Below are 18,531 nucleotides of genomic sequence, written 5' to 3'. Positions count from 1 at the left end.
AAACATGGGCAAGTACTTTGGAACTGATGGTGTAAGGGGTGTGGCTAATAGCGAATTAACGCCAGAGCTCGCATTTAAAATTGGGAGATTTGGCGGCTATGTGCTCACGAAGGATAAAGAACGTCCAAAGGTACTCGTTGGACGAGACACGCGTGTATCTGGTCATATGTTAGAAGGAGCACTCGTAGCAGGCTTACTTTCAATTGGTGCTGAAGTCATGCGTTTAGGTGTGATCTCAACACCTGGTGTGTCTTATTTAACGAAGGCAATGGATGCAGAAGCAGGTGTCATGATTTCAGCTTCGCATAACCCAGTTCAAGACAACGGAATTAAATTTTTCGGTGGTGATGGTTTTAAACTGTCAGATGAACAGGAAAATGAAATTGAGCAGCTAATGGATCAGCCAGTTGATGAATTGCCACGTCCAGTGGGAGCCGATCTTGGAACCGTGAATGACTACTTTGAAGGCGGTCAGAAGTACTTGCAATTCTTGAAGCAGACAGCGGACGAGGATTTCACAGGCATTCACGTAGCGCTTGATTGTGCACATGGTGCAACATCTTCTCTTGCAACACATTTATTTGCAGATTTAGATGCAGATGTGTCAACAATGGGAACATCACCAAACGGATTGAATATCAACGATGGCGTAGGTTCTACTCATCCAGAGGCACTTTCTGCTTTTGTGAAAGAAAAAGGAGCCGATATTGGTCTTGCGTTTGATGGCGACGGCGACCGCTTAATTGCAGTCGATGAAAAAGGTGATATTGTAGACGGCGATCAAATTATGTACATATGCGCACGTTATCTAAAGGGTGAAGGCCGATTAAAGGATGACACGGTCGTGTCAACGGTCATGAGTAACCTGGGTTTCTATAAAGCGCTTGAGAAGCAAGGCATTAAGAGCATTCAAACCGCTGTTGGTGACCGCTATGTGGTCGAAGCGATGAAAAAGGATGGCTATAATGTCGGAGGCGAGCAGTCAGGCCACTTGATCTTCCTTGATTATAATACGACAGGTGACGGCATGCTTTCAGCAATCATGCTGGTGAATACACTCAAAGCAACAGGAAAAACATTGTCAGAGCTTGCAGCTGAAATGGAGAAATTCCCGCAACTTCTAGTGAATGTGAAGGTATCTGATAAATATAAAGTGGAAGAAAATGAAAAAGTAAAAGCTGTGATCCAAGAGGTTGAAAAAGAGATGAACGGTGACGGACGCATCCTGGTTCGTCCATCTGGAACAGAGCCGCTTGTACGTGTCATGGCAGAGGCGAAAACAAAAGAGTTGTGTGATGAATACGTGGCTCGCATTACGGCTGTTGTCAAAGAAGAAATGGGTATTGAGTAATTGATCAAAGCAAATCGCAAAGTAGCGGTTTGCTTTTTTTTCGAATAAACGTCATAAGAGGAAAGTTCTATACGAATCATATAAGCGAGGGCAATTTGCTGCTTGCTTTCATACATAAGAGAGCACATCAAAGGTAGAACGTGACAAGCCTCATCGCATATAGTGTAGGGAGGTCTTACTTTCTCACATGAAAGGGATCACCCGCTAAATTGTGATTGACGGAGGTCAGACCTTATAGTACAATCATCCTTGTGTTACTGGATTTTTATTCTAGCAGGAAAGGCAGGGTAGATGTTCAGCCACTCTTATAATTATAGCGCCCGAACTAAGCGATCGAACGAGACAGATGCTTAGTTGACGAGGATGGAGGTTATCGAATTTTTCGGCGGATGCCTCCCGGCTGATCAAATATAGAGATCACAGCCGTAAGTGTTTCTTTAAAGCAAAGAGGTGACTCTTTGTACAAAGGGAATACACATGATCTCCCAAATTAAACATGTAGAGAGGGACGAAGAAATGTCCCTTCTATTATAGTAGGCTTTCTTTGTCCCTTTCACATGATCGGGAGGAAGAATATTTATGTGTGGAATCGTAGGTTATATTGGTCAGAATGATGCGAAGGAAATCTTATTAAAAGGTTTAGAGAAGCTTGAGTACCGTGGGTATGACTCAGCAGGTATCGCTGTGGCAAACGAAGAAGGCGTGCATGTGTTCAAAGAAAAAGGACGTATCGCTGAGCTTCGTGAAGTCGTTGATGCAAACGTGGCATCTTCAGCAGGAATTGGACATACACGCTGGGCAACACACGGTGTACCAAGCCATCTAAATGCGCATCCGCATCAAAGTGCTTCTGGCCGTTTTACGCTTGTTCATAACGGTGTCATCGAGAACTATGTACAATTGACACGCGAATATTTACAAGACGTCACACTAAAAAGCGACACAGATACAGAGGTTGTTGTTCAAGTCATCGAACAATTTGTGAATAGAGGTCTTGATACAGAGGAAGCTTTCCGTCAAACGCTTCTTCAACTAAAAGGCTCTTACGCAATTGCCCTTTTCGATAACGAAAACAAAGAAACAATCTATGTGGCGAAAAACAAAAGCCCATTATTGGTTGGTTTCGGCGAAGATTTCAACGTTGTGGCTTCTGACGCAATGGCGATGCTTCAAGTAACAAACGAATATGCGGAATTAATGGATAAAGAAATGGTCATTGTTACTAAAGACGAGGTTATTATTAAAAACCTTGACGGTGATATCATGACACGTCCTTCTTATATCGCTGAGCTAGATGCAAGCGACATTGAGAAAGGCACATATCCTCACTACATGTTAAAAGAAACGGATGAACAGCCGCTAGTGATGCGCAAAATCATCCAAGAATATCAAGACGAAAACGGCAAGTTGTCAGTTGCTGGCGATATCGCAAGCGCAGTAGCAGAAGCAGACCGCATCTATATTGTGGCTTGCGGAACGAGCTACCATGCTGGACTTGTTGGTAAACAATACATTGAAGACTGGGCGAAAGTACCTGTAGAAGTCCATGTAGCAAGTGAATTTTCTTACAACATGCCGCTTCTATCGAAAAAACCGTTGTTCATCTTCCTTTCTCAATCTGGGGAGACTGCGGACAGCCGTGCTGTACTTGTTCAAGTCAAAGAACTTGGTCATAAAGCATTAACGATCACAAACGTACCAGGATCTACGCTTTCTCGTGAAGCAGACTTCACATTGCTTCTTCATGCAGGACCAGAAATCGCAGTGGCTTCAACAAAAGCCTACACAGCGCAAATTGCTGTTCTTGCGATCCTTGCATCCGTTGCAGCTGAATTAAATGGTCAATCTCTTGACTTTGATCTTGTGAAAGAGCTTGGGATTGTAGCAAACGCAATGGAAGCCCTTGTCGATCAAAAGGATGAAATGGAACAAATCGCTCGTGATTTCTTCACAGTGACACGTAACGCATTCTTTATCGGAAGAGGACTTGACTACTATGTGTGCCTTGAAGGTTCACTCAAACTAAAAGAGATCTCTTACATCCAAGCAGAAGGCTTTGCTGGCGGAGAACTCAAACACGGCACCATTGCTTTAATTGAAGAAGGCACACCGGTCATTGCCCTTGCCACGCAAGAGCACGTGAACCTCAGCATTCGTGGTAACGTCAAAGAAGTCGTTGCACGTGGTGCAAACCCATGTGTCATCTCACTAAAAGGCCTAGAAGACGAAGGCGACCGTTTCGTCCTTCCAGCTGTACACCCAGCACTTGCACCACTTGCATCTGTTGTTCCATTACAGCTAATCGCTTACTACGCAGCCCTTCACCGCGGGTGTGATGTGGATAAACCACGTAACCTTGCGAAGAGTGTGACGGTGGAGTAGGGATTAAATAAAATCGGATTTTTGATACCCCTTTAGATATAATTGTCTAAAGGGGTATTTTTGTGTCAATAGAACTAGCAGTTGAAAGATTTAAGCTGAACTTTGATTGATAGATACTATTTCCATGTTGCTATTATGATAAATATTCTTAGGGGGAAATATTATTTTTATTCGATACGTAAAAAAAGAAAAATGGGGAATTGTTTTTTTCTTCATTGGTTATATTGCATTGTTTATCATTTCTTATTGTTTAATTGGTGGTCCTGTCTCAAGTGGAGGACCAATAGGTGTATTCCTTGGATTTTGTATTGTTCAATTTCTTAAATATAGAGCTTTCAAAAAAGATGAAAGAAATAATAAAGGCATATATCATCGTTTATAAGTTATATTTTTAACACATTATACTAAGTGCATAATGAGAGAGCGGCCCCTTGAGAAAGCGTGACAGTTTAAATATTTAACGAAGAAAGAGAGCAGATACATGACCAAACCTAAAATTTACACAATGAGCTTTGCAAAGGTCTATCCTCTCTACATCGCAAAGGCAGAGAGAAAAGGACGAACGAAGGCTGAGGTTGATACGATTATTTGTTGGTTGACGGGGTACAGTCCAGCAGAGTTACAGCAACAGTTGGACAAGCAGATAGACGTTGAAGCCTTTTTTGCTGAGGCTCCTGAGCTTCATCCTTCCCGAAGTTTAATCAAAGGAGTCATCTGTGGTGTACGGGTAGAGGACATTGAGGAAGAAACGATGAAAAATATTCGGTATCTAGATAAGCTGATTGATGAGTTAGCCAAGGGAAAGAAAATGGAAAAGATTTTGCGAGCTTCGTCATGATTATCACAAGCGAGCCCAGTGAATAACCTTCACTGGGCTTTTTTATATTTATAGACCATTCGACCAATAAAAATAAAATCCATTTGAACGAATTCTCTCTTCATGTCGTCAAAAGAAGTAATACCAAAACAAATTGGCGTTTGGAAAGGGAGTGGCGTGATGGACATGAAGATGATTTTACCTCTTATTTTGCTGCAAGCAATTTTGATGGTGATTGGTTTGTTTGATTTGCTTAAAAGAGATCCATCTAGAATCAGGGGAGAGGTGAAGTGGGTGTGGGCTTTGGTGATTGTGTTTGTGGCGAGTGCCGGTCCTATTGCGTATTTCATTTTTGGTCGTAAACAATCTTAGTAGGGGGGATTCGCTTGAATATGTTGGAGTGTCACGGGCTGACGAAATCGTATGGACGACATGAAGTGTTAAAAGATGTTTCGTTTTCTGTTGGGGAGGTTGGATGTGTTGGTTTTTTAGGAGCCAATGGAGCGGGGAAGACAACGACGATCCGGATTTTGACGGGGCTTGCTCGTCCTACGTCTGGCGTTGTGAAGGTGGCAGGTTTTGATGTCGAAAAGGACATGGATCAAATCAGTCAGGTGATGGGGTACTGTCCGCAGCAGCCTGCATTTTATCAGGATATGACGGGGCAGGAATGGATGCATTGGGTTGGCGGGTTATTTCATTTAGAGAAACACACCATTCGTTCCAAAACAGATGAATTGTTGAAGCTTTGCCGCATATACGAGGCGAAGGATCGTGCCATTGGCAGCTACAGCGGAGGGATGAAGCAGAGACTTGCCATTGCGCAGGCATTGATCAACAGCCCGAAGGTCCTCATACTAGATGAACCTGTGTCGGCACTTGATCCCATGGGGAGAAAAGACGTCCTGACTTTGATTGAGCGTCTAAAGCATGAGATGCTGATCTTTATGTCGACCCATATTTTAGATGACATTGAACGTGTGGCTGATCATATTATCATGATCAACAGCGGCAAAATTGAAATGTCCTCTTCGATGAAACAGCTCAAAGAAGACTATATCCAGCCCGTGATTGAATTTCAATTAGAACAACAGAATACGAAACTAGTGGCTTTGTTAAAAGAACGGGATTGGGTGGAGGAATGCATGGAAACAGGAGACGCTTATCAGGTGCGAGTCAACAATCAACAAACGGCATTGAAGGAACTGCCGGCTCTCATTACTGAAACTGGCGGTGTTCTTCTCCATTATCGACTATCTAAGCTGACACTTGAAGATATTTTTATGAAGGTTGTGACGGCATGATGATGTTGAAAAAGGAATTTAGGGAGTTATTCACTAGTTATAAAATCTTATTTGTGCCGATCATTTTCACGATTTTAATGATTACGCAGCCTATTACGCTCAAAATGCTGCCGGATCTTTTATCGAAATCGGCTAATTTACCTGAAGGGTCTACATTTTATATACCAGAGCCTAGTGCTGGAGAGGCTTTAGCCAGTGCATTGAGTAAATTTGATTCGCTCGGCGTGTTTATCCTCATTATGATCGTGATGGGGACGATTGCTGGAGAGCGTGCCTCTGGGGTGACGGCGATGATTATGGTGAAACCGATCAGTCGAATGAGTTATTATGCCTCAAAAATATGTGCCTATGCCTGTTTAACTTTGTTTAGTTTGATAGTGGCGGTGCTTGCTTCCGTTTATTATGTGGACATCCAATTTGGGCATGTGGCTTGGGGCGATGTGTTAAAAGGAACGCTTTTGTATTATCCAAACCTACTGCTCATTGTGGTGTCGACCATTTGTGCATCGGCTTTCTTTAAGCGCTCAGTGACTGCGGGCGGCGTTTCCCTTTTGCTCAACCTCATCCTGTTTACCGTTCCTTCGTTTTATGAGGATACATTAGGGAAGTTTGCACCTAAAGGCGTCACAAGTGCGGCTGAGGAGATGATTCATAGAGGGACTTATTCGGATCAGGCACTTACAAGCTTTCTAGGTGTATCGGTATTGATTGGTTTCTTTTTTCTCATCGGATGGTTTCTTTTTAGAAAACAAGAATTATAGCATGGTGTACCCTTTGGATATGAAAATCTAAAGGGTTTTTTATATATTTAGTAAGTAAAAAATAAGACATAAATGCATATTATCATGATTTGGATGTTGAAATAATATATACTTAGTATATAATTACTCCGTAAAGGGATGGGAGGAGTTTGCAGATGATTCAGATCAAGCATGTGAAGAAGGAATTCTTTCAAGGCCAGGAGCGGACTGAGGTGTTGAGGGGCGTTGATTTGACGGTAGAAGAAGGGGAGTTTGTAGCGGTGATGGGACCGAGTGGTTCTGGAAAAAGTACATTACTTCAGCTGTTAGGCGGGCTTGATCTGCCTACTGATGGAGAGATTTTGATAGATGAGCATCAGTTGAGTGAGATGAATGAGAAAGAGAGAACGATTTTTCGCCGAAAACAGATAGGGTTTGTGTTTCAAAATTATCAGCTGCTGCCTACGTTAACTGTCGAAGAAAATGTGGCGTTTCCGCTGCATGCAGATGGACGTTTAACAAAGGAGAATCAACAGACGGTTGTAGAGCTGTTAGAGGCTGTTGGCTTGAATGGACTTGGGCGGAAACGGGCTAGTTTGCTGAGCGGCGGGCAGCAGCAGCGTGTAGCGATTGCAAGAGCTCTAGTCAATCAGCCGTCAGTGCTGTTAGCAGATGAGCCGACGGGGAACTTGGACCGGCATAGAGCGGAGGATATTTTGGCGTTAATGTGCAAGTTCAATCGAGAAAGCAAGCAGACGATTATCATGGTGACGCATGATATTTTCGCAGCAGGATTTGCGGATCGAATCATCCTTTTTAAAGACGGTGTTATTGATCAAGTGATCTCTAGAAAGGATGATGATTATGCTCAGTATGTGGCGAATTTCATGGCGTAACATGATTCAGCATAAAAAGCGGTTCGCCATTTCTGTCTTAGGCATCATGGTGGGGATTGCTTTTGTCACGTCGATGCTCATTGCCGATCGAACGACAAATGATGTGTTTCATTACTATGAGCAAATGTATGTCGCTGATGCAGATTATTGGGTGTTGAGTGATGATCATACGTATGATGAGGAACAGATCTCATCCATTTTAAAGCATCCTGATGTGACAGGATCATTATTAGCGCTGGATAAACAGACGTTTTTTGATGTAGAAGGTGATCACTCTCTTAACCAACGGGCGGTACGAATTACCGGAGTACAAGATCAAACGAGCTCTTTACTGAAGCTGCCTGTGATTGAAGGGCGTTTGGATAATCAGGGGTTGGTCATACCAGATGTTGTGGCGAAGCTGCTGAATAAAAAAGTGGGAGATACCATTCGTTTTTCTGATTTGGGCGAAGCGAAGGTATCTGCCATTGTGGAATATACACAGCTGCTTTCAAGTCCGAGTGACTGGGAGGGTGCAGAATCATCGAGTTTTCGTGTGATGGCGCCGCTTGATTTATTGAGAGACTGGACGGGACTCGATCATCAGCTTTCTTATATGAGATTTCAGACGAATGATGGCGGAGAGCAGCTCTTTCAATCTTTACAGAAAGAGTTCAAGGATGCCGATGTTTTTGTCCAGCCTGTGGTGGCGGATGACCGGCAAAGTAATGACATTGGCGGGTTGTACACGTTCTTTTACCTCATCGCAGGGCTGTCGATGTTTATGAGCGGTTTTATCGTGTTTAATATGATTTATACGAGTGTGATGGAACGGAAAAAGGAATTTGCGATTATGAAGAGCTTTGGTTATACGCAGGGCTCTGTTTCTAAGCTGATGTTGATTGAGGTTTTGATCTTGGCATGTATTGGAACAGCCATTGGGGTGCCGATTGGCGTTTGGCTTGGAGATGTGTTCATGCAAACACTGCTTGGTGTGTTCGCTTTTGATATGGTGTATTCGTTAGATTGGCAAGTGCCTGTTGTAATAGCTGTGATCGTTGGTATTGTGTTCCCTGTGCTGTTTTCGTTATTTCCGATCTACCATGCAGGAAAAACGTCTGTGCTGCTGACTTTAAAATCCACTACCCAAACTTCTGCACCGAAAAAACGATCGGTCATTAGGGCGGTGATAGGGATAGGCTTGCTTTCATTCATATGGGTGGATCATCCGGCTGCTTATCTTGGCATTTTAGCCAGCATGGTTCTGTTATTCCCGTTTTTTCTGCTCTTTATGAACCGGTTGTTGGCGCCTCTTTTGAAGTTTATCTTTGGTTACCCGGGCCATCTATCCTCGCAGCATGTCACGCAGCAACTGAATCGAAATGCCAATACGGCGGCGATTCTAGCTGTTGGGATTGCTGTGATCTTGCTTTTAAGTGCGGTCATTGAATCGGCTCCAGACGGCTACGAAAGAGAGATTCGTCAAACGTACGGCGGTGATCTCAGGGTTACTTCTGAAGCGCCATGGACGAAAGCGGATCAAGAAAAGCTGTCATCCTATGAGGCTGTTGAACGGGTGGAACCGATGATGGAAGCGGCTCCTTTGACATGGGAAACGGCTGATGGAGAGAAAAGACAATTTTCTCTGATCGGCGTAGAGGAAAAGGGACCGTCTTTTATAGAAGGTGACAATAAAGGCGATTTGTATCAACGATTATCAGAAACGCCTTCTATCGTGTTAGGAGAGCGTGCGTTTGATGAATGGGGTGGGCGTATTGGAGAGAGTGTGTATCTCAATGCACCTTCTGGCCGGCAACAGTTACAAGTCATTGATGTGGTCAAGACTTCTCATCATTCGGGTTATGTGGCATTTGTCGATCAGACATTTTTACAAGAGGATTTAGGGTGGGCGCAGCCTCTTGATATCCTGCTTACGTTAAAAGACAAAGGTGCCGGTGAGTCTTTACGAGATCAGCTATGGGAAGACTTTGGGCAGCGGCTTTCAAAGGTGAAAACAGTAGAGGATGAGATTGAATCAACGACATCGGCTTTAACTGGTATGAACGAGTTAATTTCTATGATGCTCATTTTCATTATTGGGCTCGCGAGCATTGGAACAGCCAATACTCTGCTGATGAACACGCTTGAACGCACATCTGAGATTGGCACCATGCGGGCGCTTGGGCTGACAAAGCAGCAGGTGAGAAAAATGATCGTCGGAGAAGGTGTGCTCATTGGGTTATCAGGTGTGATTGGCGGCATTTTATTTGGTGTGATTCTTCTATATATCTCAAGCCAATCTGATTGGCTGGGTGGATTTGTTTCATTCCAATTGCCGCCTGTGCATCTACTGCTGGCAGTGATCGCAGGAATTGCACTCAGTTTAGCGGCTTCATGGATTTCTAGTGCGACAGCGAGTAAAATAGAGATGATATCATCTCTCAAAGAAGGTTAAATCATATGTCAGTGAAATACGGAATTTTAACATCGCTCTGTCAGCAGCAACATCATGGATATGAATTAAAGCTAGAGCTGGAGTCATTGCTCGGAATAAAAGGAAAAATCAACCCGGGTCAAATCTACACGACGCTTGATCGGTTAATTCGTGATCAATTGGTGACAGCAGTGGGAATAGATGACCAAGATCGAAAGCTGTACGACGTGACGGAAGAAGGCAGACAAGAGCTGGAATCATGGCTGTTGGCACCTGTTCCATATCATGCTGCAAAGGATGATTTTCACTTTAAATGGGGCTGTGCACGGAAAATCAGATTTCATCAAGAAAAAGAAATGCTTCAGCAGCAGAAAGCCGTCATCATGAAAGATGTGATGGAACTCACGAAGCTGAAAACGGAATGTCTTGTGCAAGGTGATGAGAGTCGGTACTTATTGATTTCTGGTACGCTGCTTCATTTAGAGGCGGATTTGAATTGGATTCATCAAATTGAGCATCGGAGCGGGTCATCATTTTAGAGAGGTCTTTCTTTTGAAGAAAGGTCTTTTTTTTGGCTTCGTTCGGAGCATATGCAGGTAGGATGGGAAGAAAGTTTGGTATGATAGGTGGAAATTGATTGTATTTTCAGAAAAGGGGTTTGATCAATGAAAACATCACGTAATCCTGAGACCATTCATGCGCCAGTTGCACCGTACATCCATCAAATAGAGACAACAGGGCCGCAGCGGTGGTTAACCTTATCAGGACAAGTGGGGATGGAAGTCGATGGGACCATCCCAGCGAGCCCGATGGAACAGCTCGAGCTAGCGTTAGAGAATGTAAAACGCAATGTAGAAGCGGCAGATATGAAAGTGGAAGATATAACGAAGCTTGTGTTCTATTTAGTAGGGGAGTTTGATGCCGAGAGTAGAAAACGAATCATGGGTCAGTTTTTAGGGGATCACCTGCCTTGTATGACGATGATTTATGTGGTGGCTTTGGCTTCACCTGCTTTAAAGGTCGAGGTGGATGCTTGGGCTTGTCGGGATATGGATTCGGTTTGAATTGGTTTATTTAATAGATAAAAGGTTGGGATGATTGATGCCCAATCTTTTTTGTTTTGTTATCTTTTAGTATTTTAAATGATTATAATTCTCTTACCCTTTTATACCTAATATGGTAATATTGTGGTAAATGATAAGTGGGTCTAATTACATTTACATTCCACCGTAAAAACACCATAGATCAGCATACATCACTCTAATAAAAGGGAGAGATTTGATGCCATTCATGGAGGTTCAGAATGTAAGCAAACGATATAGCAATGGTGATGGGATAGAGGGCCTTTCATTTTCTATTGAAGCAGGGGAGGTTGTGGCACTGCTTGGGCCTAATGGTGCGGGGAAGACGACAACCATTCGATGTTTAACAGGTCTCTATCAACCTGATCAAGGGGAAATACTCATAGAGGGATTTCCTCCTGGTCATTCCCATGTCCAAAAACAAGTAGCTCTTATTCCAGATCAGCCATATTTGTACCCAGATTTAACGGTTGCTGAACATGTTCAATTCCGTGCAAGAGGCTATCATAAAGGTTTAAAACAGATCAAAGAAAAGGTATTTGAGGCGTTGAAAGAAGTACATATCGAAATGAAGATGAACGAATTGTGCGGAAGGCTTTCAAGAGGTCAAAAACAGCGTGTCGTCTTAGCAGGGGCCATTGTGCAAGATGCCTCCCTTTTTATTTTAGATGAGCCGACTGTTGGGTTAGACATTCCTTCAAAACAATGGCTGTCAGATTGGCTGATACAGAAGAGCCTTCAAGGTGGTTCGGTTCTTGTGTCCACTCATAGTCTAGAGTTTGTTCTTGATACGGCTAGTAGGGTGATATTGATTCGAGACGGTGCCATCATGAAAAGTATCGCTGTTCCTAAGCGGCAGGAAGAACAAATGAAGTGGCGGGCAGAAGTCATTCAACTTCTAGGGGAGTGGTCTAGTGAATAACACGCTTTCCCTTTTATGGATGAAATCCCAAAGGCGCTTGATCAGTAAAAATCAAGAAAAGAAAATGCCCTTTTTGATCTTGCTGCTTATGATTGCTGCCATTGGTTTTCAGCTGAGCGCAGTCTCAAGTATGGGCGATTGGAATGCGAGTACAGCTGGATGGTTCATTGTCGTTTTATTTGTTCTTTATACTGGCTTTGGTTTGTTTTCGAATCGATTGCCTAGTCAGATGAACGATATCATGTGGTTGTATGGAAGTGGTGCTTCCTTATGGACGGTTGTGATGAGTGTATGGGTATATCACATTTTTTGGCGATGTGCTCTTCTCATTGTTTCTGCTGTGATGGCTGATATCCTCCTTCTTTGTTTAACGAAGCAGTACTTTTTTCTACTTGGTAAATCACTCCTGTTAACAGCGCTGTTATGTATGATCGAAACATGGATGATTGCGGTATCTTGTGCAAGAACCATTCAAGTATATAAGCGAGTGCTCTTCATTGGTTTTATACTGATGTTTGGTTGTCTTTCATTGCTTATTATGAATCAATTGATATTGAAACAGTCGTCAATGATGGAGATATCTGCTTCTTTTATGTATCAAGTCGGACGCATGATAGTGGAGTTTTCATTCATTTCTGTATTGATATTACTTGGAATGATGATTTTATCTTTCATGATGATGTACAGGTCGAGTCATCGTATAGAGATGATGGAGTCGTTAGTCAAAGAGGCGGCATTTTGGGAGGAATTTGAGGGGAAACAGGTTCATGCAAATCCAATAAGTCCAAAGAAAAGCAAGACGTGGTGGGGGCTTTCAACATTAACGGGCATCTGGGCTTTCCTTTGGCTAGAAATATTGATGATTAAAAAGTATGCTACCTTCCACCTGTTATCCACCATGCTGTTGATCGGTACTTATTATGTCGTCAGTTCTTATTTTTCAAATTGGTTGACTCTATTCTTTCTGGTCATTGGTGCATCTGTCCTGCTCAGTTCATATTACGCGGGGATTGTAAGACACGGGCAAACGGGAATGCTGTATCTTTTTCCGGGTGCTTTATATCAAAAAATTCTTCTATTGGAAGTGTTTCAAACCTTTTGGTTGTATGGTGTCTACTTGGTTTCTCTTATCTTGTTAGAGATTCATGATGTATTGTATTGGGCCATTTATGGGGTAGGGGTTTATATTTGGTTTTTGACCATTCGGCTCTTTGCCTTTACGCAGCCTTTGAGACGAGAAGCGAGTCTTTCTTTGGGCATCTATTATCGATCATTGCTCATCGGATCTGTCATAAGTGCTGCAGTCATCATTGGGATTCATCTGTTCACTAATGGCTGGTTTACAACGATGACATGTGTATTTGCTGGATGTGTATGTTATGTGATGTGTTATCGATGCCGTGGGACTCATTAAAAAGAGGAGTTGATTGTCATGAAACCAGAAGATAAGCTATCCCAATCGGTTCAACGTTTAGTCAATACGAATGAAGTAACAATCGTTCAAGCCATGGGGGAATTAAGGAAATCAGGAAAAGAGGCAGTGCCAGTGCTTGTTGAAGCCTTAAAAGAAGAGGGTTCTTTGCGGAATATTGCAGCAGCGGTTCTTGGTGAATTTGGAGCAGATGCAGGGGATGCAGCAGAAGCTCTTGCTAAACTGTTAGAAAGTGAAGAAGAGGAGACAAGAATGGCGGCTGCGATCTCACTCATGAGAATTGGTCAGCCTAGTTTGCCATTTCTTCTGTCTTTGGCAAAGCGTTATGAGGGTCCTACTTGTTTTTGGGCATCGTGGTGCATCTCTTGGATTGACCCATCAAAAATCGAAAAAAATATGTACGAGTGCCTAAAACAGGAACAAGAGAATCCATCAGGAAATGTGGCCCCTTTTGCCGCAGAAGAGGCACTAGGAAAAATCATCGCTTTTCAATTAAAAGAAAAGGGGGATGAGTAGTGGAAACGCAAATACTTAAATGGCCTGAGCACCTTCCTTGGATTCATTCTTCACATCAGCGGTGTTTACCTGAAGAGCATACTCAGCTTCTTTATTTTTGGTCAGTTAACTGTCCGCATTATGAAGAATTAACCGACCACATTCTACATAGTGTGGATCAGTTGAGTATCCATTTAACCTGTGTCCATGTTCCATATACGGAAGAAGAAAAATCGATAGAGGTTGTTTCGAAATATGCAGAGGAAAAGAATCTCATTGCTCCCATTGTGTTGGATCAAGATTATGAGATTGTCACAAAATATAAAATTCAAGGATTGCCAAGTTTTTGCCTCATAGATAAAGAGGGACAATTAATTGATCGGAAAATGGGAGATACCGGCTGGGAAAAAATATTAAAAAAACTAGAAAAACGATCATAATTAGAGTTATGGAGGAGAGCGTTTTGTTTCAATCAAACCAAGAATTAAAAAAAACGGTGGTCTTTTATGCAGGTGTGGGAGCTGTTTTGCTGATTCTCATGATGTTGACATGGCTGCCGGTTTCTGCAGACTGGGAGTTGCCGTTGATTTTGTTTGGATTGGGGATTTTGTTTTATGTGAAGCGTGTGCTTTGGAAGGATGAAAAGAGTCATTAATCATAAGTAGGTTACCTAGAATATAAATTCTAGGTTTTTTTATTAAATTTACCTTAAAACATGATTTTTCACATGGGGATGAGATCCAATTTTTTAAAAGTGTGGTAGGATAAATATGCTTTATTTTTATATTTTCCGAAGGAGCTGTCGTGTTGAAGGGATCTAGGGTTGAGTTTATTGATAGTTTACGTGGTTTTAGTTTATTAGGTATTTTGATTGTGAATATGCTTAATTTTCAATATGATTATGATTTTGAGAAGATGTTTGATCCGAGCATATGGGGACAGGAGTTTGGGGTATATGTGACGGAGATCTTGTTCCAGGGGTCATTTTATCCGATTTTCTCCTTTTTGTTTGGGTATTCTTTTATCAAGTTGATTGAATCCACAAAGGCAAAGGGGTTGAATACGAATGCTATCGTCGTTCGCCGCGGCTTTGGTCTTATTGTGCTTGGGATGCTGCATTACATATTCATTTGGAATGGTGATATTCTCTTATATTATGGAGCATGTACGTTTTTCTTGATGATGTTTTTGAGCAGCCGGATCAAAACAATGCTGATTTGGTCAGGTGTGTTAGGTGCTTTGTCATTAGTGGTTTTACCATATCTGATGACCTTTGTTTATGGAAATGATGATTTGTTAACGGATGTGTATGCGAAGGGTGCATACGGTGATATTTTATTGAGCCGGGTGACGATTGAAGACGATATGATGATTGTGACCATTATTATGGCGATCGTGACCATTACGTTGATGCCGATCTTAGGTTTTCTATTCGGTACGATCATGGTGGGGCCATTTGCACTGCTTGGCATGGCCATTGGGAAAAAAGGTCATCTGACAGAAGAAGATCGAGGAATGGCGTATCGTAAAGGCTGGATCTGGATGATTTTGATCGGGCTCGCTTTAAAATGTGCGACGTTTATTGATGCCCCTTGGAGTGAAATGGTGATGACGTTAGGAGCCTATGTCCTGACGATCGGTTATATTCAAGCTTTTATTGTCTTTTACTATTCAAAGGTTGCACAAGGATTGAAACGTCTGCTTGCAGGACTGGGCCGATTGTCTTTATCAAACTATTTGGCTCAATCTATTATTTGTACAACGATTTTCTATTCTTACGGACTTGGTTTATTTGGACAAATGGGCTCAATGTTTGGATTGCTGCTTGCTGTCGGACTTTACACAGCACAGCTCTTCATCAGCTATCTCTATTTGAAAAAATGGAGAAGAGGGCCTGTGGAATGGCTTATGGGAAAATGGGTATATTGGAGATAAATTGATTTGTTGAGGAACCGCATGGCTGAAGAGCTGTGCGGTTTTTTATTTGGATCGCATTCAAAAAAGTTCATAAAAGGAGTTGAATATTTTTTTAGTGTGTATATAATGTATATATAGAGTATATACAATATTTCATTGCGAATACCAGTACAGAAAAAAGAGGTTTTTTATATGCAAATTACGATTTCTAATCATTCTAAGGAGCCTATCTATGAGCAAATTACGACGCAAATCAAATCGTTGATCTTAACGGGGGAGCTTGCAGAAGGTGCGGCCCTGCCGTCTATCCGAAAGCTGGCGAAGGATTTACAAATCAGCGTCATCACAACAAAACGTGCATATGAAGAGTTAGAGAAGGCAGGATTTATTTATTCGATTGTAGGGAAGGGATCGTTTGTTGCCGAGCAAAACCTAGAGGTCATGAGAGAGAAAAAATTGAAGGTGATTGAGGAACAGCTTGGAGCGGTTGTTACAAACGGCAAGGAATTAGGCTTATCTTTTGATGAATTGCAGCAGTTATTAAAGTTCTTATATGAGGAGTGAGATAGGTGGAACATGTGATTGAATTCAAAGACGTGTCAAAACGTTTCAAGGACTTTGCCGTTCAGGATCTGAACTTACAAGTGAAGAAAGGCTTTGTCACAGGGTTTATTGGGGAAAATGGTGCCGGTAAGTCAACCACCATCAAAATGATCATGAATCTATTAAGGCCGGATGCGGGTGAAGTCAAGATTTTTGGATTAGATTATCACACGCATGAAAAAGAAATAAAGGAACGAATCGGGTTTGTTTACGACGCCAATGTGTTTTTTCCAGGGCTGAACTTAAAGGACATCAAACGTATTGTGGCACCTGCCTATAAACGCTGGGATGATAGACTATTTTATCAATATATTGAACAGTTTGGCCTGCCGCTTCATAAAGCGATTAAAACATTTTCAAAAGGAATGCAGATGAAGGCATCGCTTGCGATTGCGCTATCGCATCATGCAGAGCTGATTATCATGGATGAACCGACTGCTGGTTTAGATCCGGTATTTAGAAGAGAGCTGCTAAGTACGTTACAAGAATTGATGATTGATGGGAATCGGACGATCTTTTTCTCGACTCATATGACAACAGATTTAGACCGGATTGCGGATTATATTGCGTTTATTCAAAATGGGCAGCTCATCTTTCAGCAGTCGATTCATGATGTAGCGGAGAATTATGCGCTGGTGAAAGGAAGTCTGGATTTGCTTGATCGAGACACTGAAAAAGCCTTTGTCCATATTCAGCGAACAGCAGTAGGATTTGAGGCATTAACAGATCGTATAGAAGGTGTGAAAGCTATTTTCGGGGATGCTGTTGTCATTGAACGGCCATCATTGGAGGATATTATGTTTTACATGAAAGGCGGGGTGGAGCATGTTTCATTTAATTAAACGTGATGTGATTTTGCAAAAGAAGCAACTGATGATTTTTCTTCCGTTTATCTTATTTTTTATTTTCATGGATGTACATCCGGTATTGACGTTTCTAGTTGCTAGTGTCTTCATTCCATTTAACACATATGCGTACGATGAGAAGGCAGAAACGAATATTCTATTAAATTCTTTGCCGTATACCCGCAAGGAAATCATTGCATCACGTTATTTAGGTGCTGTTGTTTATATGATCCTTTCGATTGGGCTGACAAGTGCTGCTTTCATTAGTTTTGGGAAGCTATTTTCGATGACCGATATTGCGATTGGTAGCGGGCTATTTTTATTGTTTGCGGCGTGCACATTTCCATTGTTTTATATCTTAAAGCCTGGCTATATCACAACGGCAGTGATTATTGGCTTTATCATTTTATCTGCTATGGGGCCACCTGTTGTGATCTATTTAGCAGAGCAATTCAGTGGGATCACTGATTTTATAATGAATTTATCAATCCCTATTTTATACACTGGGTCCGTTGTGCTGATTATGCTTATTTACTTGCTATCTTGGGGGCTTTCTACTGCGATTTACCAGAGGAAAGTGTTTTAAATCAGATGATCACATCATTTATAGAGAATCATTCATTTTGAGGTAGGCCTTTCAAAATGGATGATTCTTTTTTGCATCCGGTGAAATTGACATCCAGTAGAAAACAGGTTATTGTTATTTAACATAATGTTAATTATTTTTAACATAATGTTAAATAAAACATCCTTTAAGAAAGGAATCTGAAATGGAAATTAAAAATAGAATGAAAGTATTACGGGCAGAAAAAGACTGGACACAAAAGGATTTGGCAGAGAAGTTAGGTGTGACTCGTCAAACTGTGGCAGCGATTGAAAATGGTAAATATTCTTTGTCTTTAAAACTAGCATTTCAAATTGCGAGAACATTTGAAGTTGATTTATATGACGTTTTTCAAGAGGTCGACAAGGAGGAACAACAGCGATGATGACAACGATCATACTTTATTCTCTGATTATCCTTTCTATCTTAAGTACGGTCTTTCAATTTAAGAAAAGCCGTGAATATAAACAGGATGAACGGGGTCAATTTATTTTAGCGAAAGCTGGAAGTTTTTCAATTGTAGGTGTGGCATTAGCCTATATATTGGTTGCTGTCGTTCAAGCTTTTGTTCATGAATTATCATCTCCAACAGAATGGTTTTATATAGCGATTACGTTTATGTATGTATCAAGTGTTTGCGCAAATACAATTGGCATTATCTATTGTGAAAGAAAATACTAATCTTTCATCTGCGGATGCAAGCTAGGGTACTTCATCATGAAGGGAAG

At 41.8% G+C, this 18,531-nt stretch carries 21 protein-coding genes; all 21 read left to right on the top strand.

Annotated features, from left to right (window positions below; genetic code table 11):
• Positions 1-4 precede the first annotated feature (4 nt).
• The 21 genes from glmM (at position 5) to ACRRMM_RS16095 (ending at position 18,484) form a co-directional block, all read left to right on the top strand.
• The gene (gene glmM, locus ACRRMM_RS16195) at positions 5-1,351 is read left to right on the top strand and encodes a phosphoglucosamine mutase (RefSeq protein WP_007498543.1); all 1,347 of its coding nucleotides are present in this window, start codon (positions 5-7) and stop codon (positions 1,349-1,351) included.
• Between the two features lie 579 nt (positions 1,352-1,930).
• Complete coding sequence (gene glmS, locus ACRRMM_RS16190; RefSeq protein ID WP_008360582.1) at positions 1,931-3,733, top strand: glutamine--fructose-6-phosphate transaminase (isomerizing); 1,803 nt, start codon at positions 1,931-1,933, stop codon at positions 3,731-3,733.
• A 481-nt stretch (positions 3,734-4,214) separates the two neighbouring features.
• Entirely contained in the window at positions 4,215-4,571 is a 357-nt protein-coding gene (locus ACRRMM_RS16185; RefSeq protein WP_046527276.1) for a DUF2200 domain-containing protein, read from the top strand.
• Between the two features lie 159 nt (positions 4,572-4,730).
• Positions 4,731-4,922 (top strand): PLD nuclease N-terminal domain-containing protein, encoded by a 192-nt coding sequence (locus ACRRMM_RS16180; protein WP_003217265.1) that lies wholly within the window; start codon positions 4,731-4,733, stop codon positions 4,920-4,922.
• 14 nt (positions 4,923-4,936) lie between these two features.
• Positions 4,937-5,854 carry an ATP-binding cassette domain-containing protein gene (locus ACRRMM_RS16175; RefSeq protein ID WP_432450877.1) on the top strand — a complete coding sequence of 306 codons (918 nt, stop codon included), beginning with the start codon at positions 4,937-4,939 and terminating at the stop codon, positions 5,852-5,854.
• A complete protein-coding gene (locus ACRRMM_RS16170; protein WP_428828743.1) occupies positions 5,851-6,615 on the top strand; it encodes an ABC transporter permease in 765 nt (254 codons plus the stop codon). The genes ACRRMM_RS16175 and ACRRMM_RS16170 overlap by 4 nt, the downstream gene beginning before the upstream one ends.
• A 155-nt stretch (positions 6,616-6,770) precedes the next feature.
• Entirely contained in the window at positions 6,771-7,490 is a 720-nt protein-coding gene (locus ACRRMM_RS16165; RefSeq protein ID WP_047946097.1) for an ABC transporter ATP-binding protein, read from the top strand.
• Complete coding sequence (locus ACRRMM_RS16160) at positions 7,459-9,924, top strand: FtsX-like permease family protein (RefSeq protein WP_428828744.1); 2,466 nt, start codon at positions 7,459-7,461, stop codon at positions 9,922-9,924. The genes ACRRMM_RS16165 and ACRRMM_RS16160 overlap by 32 nt, the downstream gene beginning before the upstream one ends.
• Before the next feature lie 5 nt (positions 9,925-9,929).
• Positions 9,930-10,442 carry a PadR family transcriptional regulator gene (locus tag ACRRMM_RS16155; RefSeq protein WP_007498534.1) on the top strand — a complete coding sequence of 171 codons (513 nt, stop codon included), beginning with the start codon at positions 9,930-9,932 and terminating at the stop codon, positions 10,440-10,442.
• 126 nt (positions 10,443-10,568) lie between these two features.
• The gene (locus ACRRMM_RS16150) at positions 10,569-10,967 is read left to right on the top strand and encodes a RidA family protein (protein ID WP_039169392.1); all 399 of its coding nucleotides are present in this window, start codon (positions 10,569-10,571) and stop codon (positions 10,965-10,967) included.
• 217 nt (positions 10,968-11,184) lie between these two features.
• On the top strand, positions 11,185-11,907 hold the full coding sequence (locus ACRRMM_RS16145; protein ID WP_019744076.1) for an ABC transporter ATP-binding protein: 723 nt from the start codon (positions 11,185-11,187) through the stop codon (positions 11,905-11,907).
• Positions 11,900-13,321, top strand: a complete 1,422-nt coding sequence (skfF, locus tag ACRRMM_RS16140; protein WP_008343916.1) for a sporulation killing factor system integral membrane protein — start codon at positions 11,900-11,902, stop codon at positions 13,319-13,321. Before ACRRMM_RS16145 ends, skfF begins: the two co-directional genes overlap by 8 nt.
• Before the next feature lie 18 nt (positions 13,322-13,339).
• Entirely contained in the window at positions 13,340-13,855 is a 516-nt protein-coding gene (locus tag ACRRMM_RS16135; protein WP_008343915.1) for a HEAT repeat domain-containing protein, read from the top strand.
• Entirely contained in the window at positions 13,855-14,274 is a 420-nt protein-coding gene (locus tag ACRRMM_RS16130; protein ID WP_098681033.1) for a TlpA family protein disulfide reductase, read from the top strand. Before ACRRMM_RS16135 ends, ACRRMM_RS16130 begins: the two co-directional genes overlap by 1 nt.
• Positions 14,275-14,297: 23 nt before the next feature.
• Positions 14,298-14,489 (top strand): hypothetical protein, encoded by a 192-nt coding sequence (locus tag ACRRMM_RS16125; RefSeq protein ID WP_017366488.1) that lies wholly within the window; start codon positions 14,298-14,300, stop codon positions 14,487-14,489.
• 152 nt (positions 14,490-14,641) lie between these two features.
• Positions 14,642-15,769: a DUF418 domain-containing protein gene (locus tag ACRRMM_RS16120; RefSeq protein WP_017366489.1), complete on the top strand. Its 1,128-nt coding sequence runs from the start codon at positions 14,642-14,644 to the stop codon at positions 15,767-15,769.
• Between the two features lie 174 nt (positions 15,770-15,943).
• A complete protein-coding gene (locus ACRRMM_RS16115) occupies positions 15,944-16,315 on the top strand; it encodes a GntR family transcriptional regulator (RefSeq protein ID WP_017366490.1) in 372 nt (123 codons plus the stop codon).
• Positions 16,316-16,320: 5 nt separating this feature from the next.
• Positions 16,321-17,196: an ABC transporter ATP-binding protein gene (locus tag ACRRMM_RS16110; protein WP_048002317.1), complete on the top strand. Its 876-nt coding sequence runs from the start codon at positions 16,321-16,323 to the stop codon at positions 17,194-17,196.
• Positions 17,180-17,785 carry an ABC-2 transporter permease gene (locus tag ACRRMM_RS16105; RefSeq protein ID WP_046527284.1) on the top strand — a complete coding sequence of 202 codons (606 nt, stop codon included), beginning with the start codon at positions 17,180-17,182 and terminating at the stop codon, positions 17,783-17,785. The genes ACRRMM_RS16110 and ACRRMM_RS16105 overlap by 17 nt, the downstream gene beginning before the upstream one ends.
• A 184-nt stretch (positions 17,786-17,969) precedes the next feature.
• On the top strand, positions 17,970-18,188 hold the full coding sequence (locus ACRRMM_RS16100) for a helix-turn-helix transcriptional regulator (protein WP_017358703.1): 219 nt from the start codon (positions 17,970-17,972) through the stop codon (positions 18,186-18,188).
• Positions 18,185-18,484 carry a hypothetical protein gene (locus tag ACRRMM_RS16095; protein WP_017358704.1) on the top strand — a complete coding sequence of 100 codons (300 nt, stop codon included), beginning with the start codon at positions 18,185-18,187 and terminating at the stop codon, positions 18,482-18,484. The genes ACRRMM_RS16100 and ACRRMM_RS16095 overlap by 4 nt, the downstream gene beginning before the upstream one ends.
• Positions 18,485-18,531: the final 47 nt, after the last annotated feature.

It is taken from the genome of Bacillus sp. XT-4, assembly GCF_050864245.1.
Taxonomy (GTDB): domain Bacteria; phylum Bacillota; class Bacilli; order Bacillales; family Bacillaceae; genus Bacillus; species Bacillus altitudinis.
The sequence above is the reverse complement of the archived record's forward strand: the minus strand, read 5'-3'. Positions and strand labels throughout refer to the sequence as shown.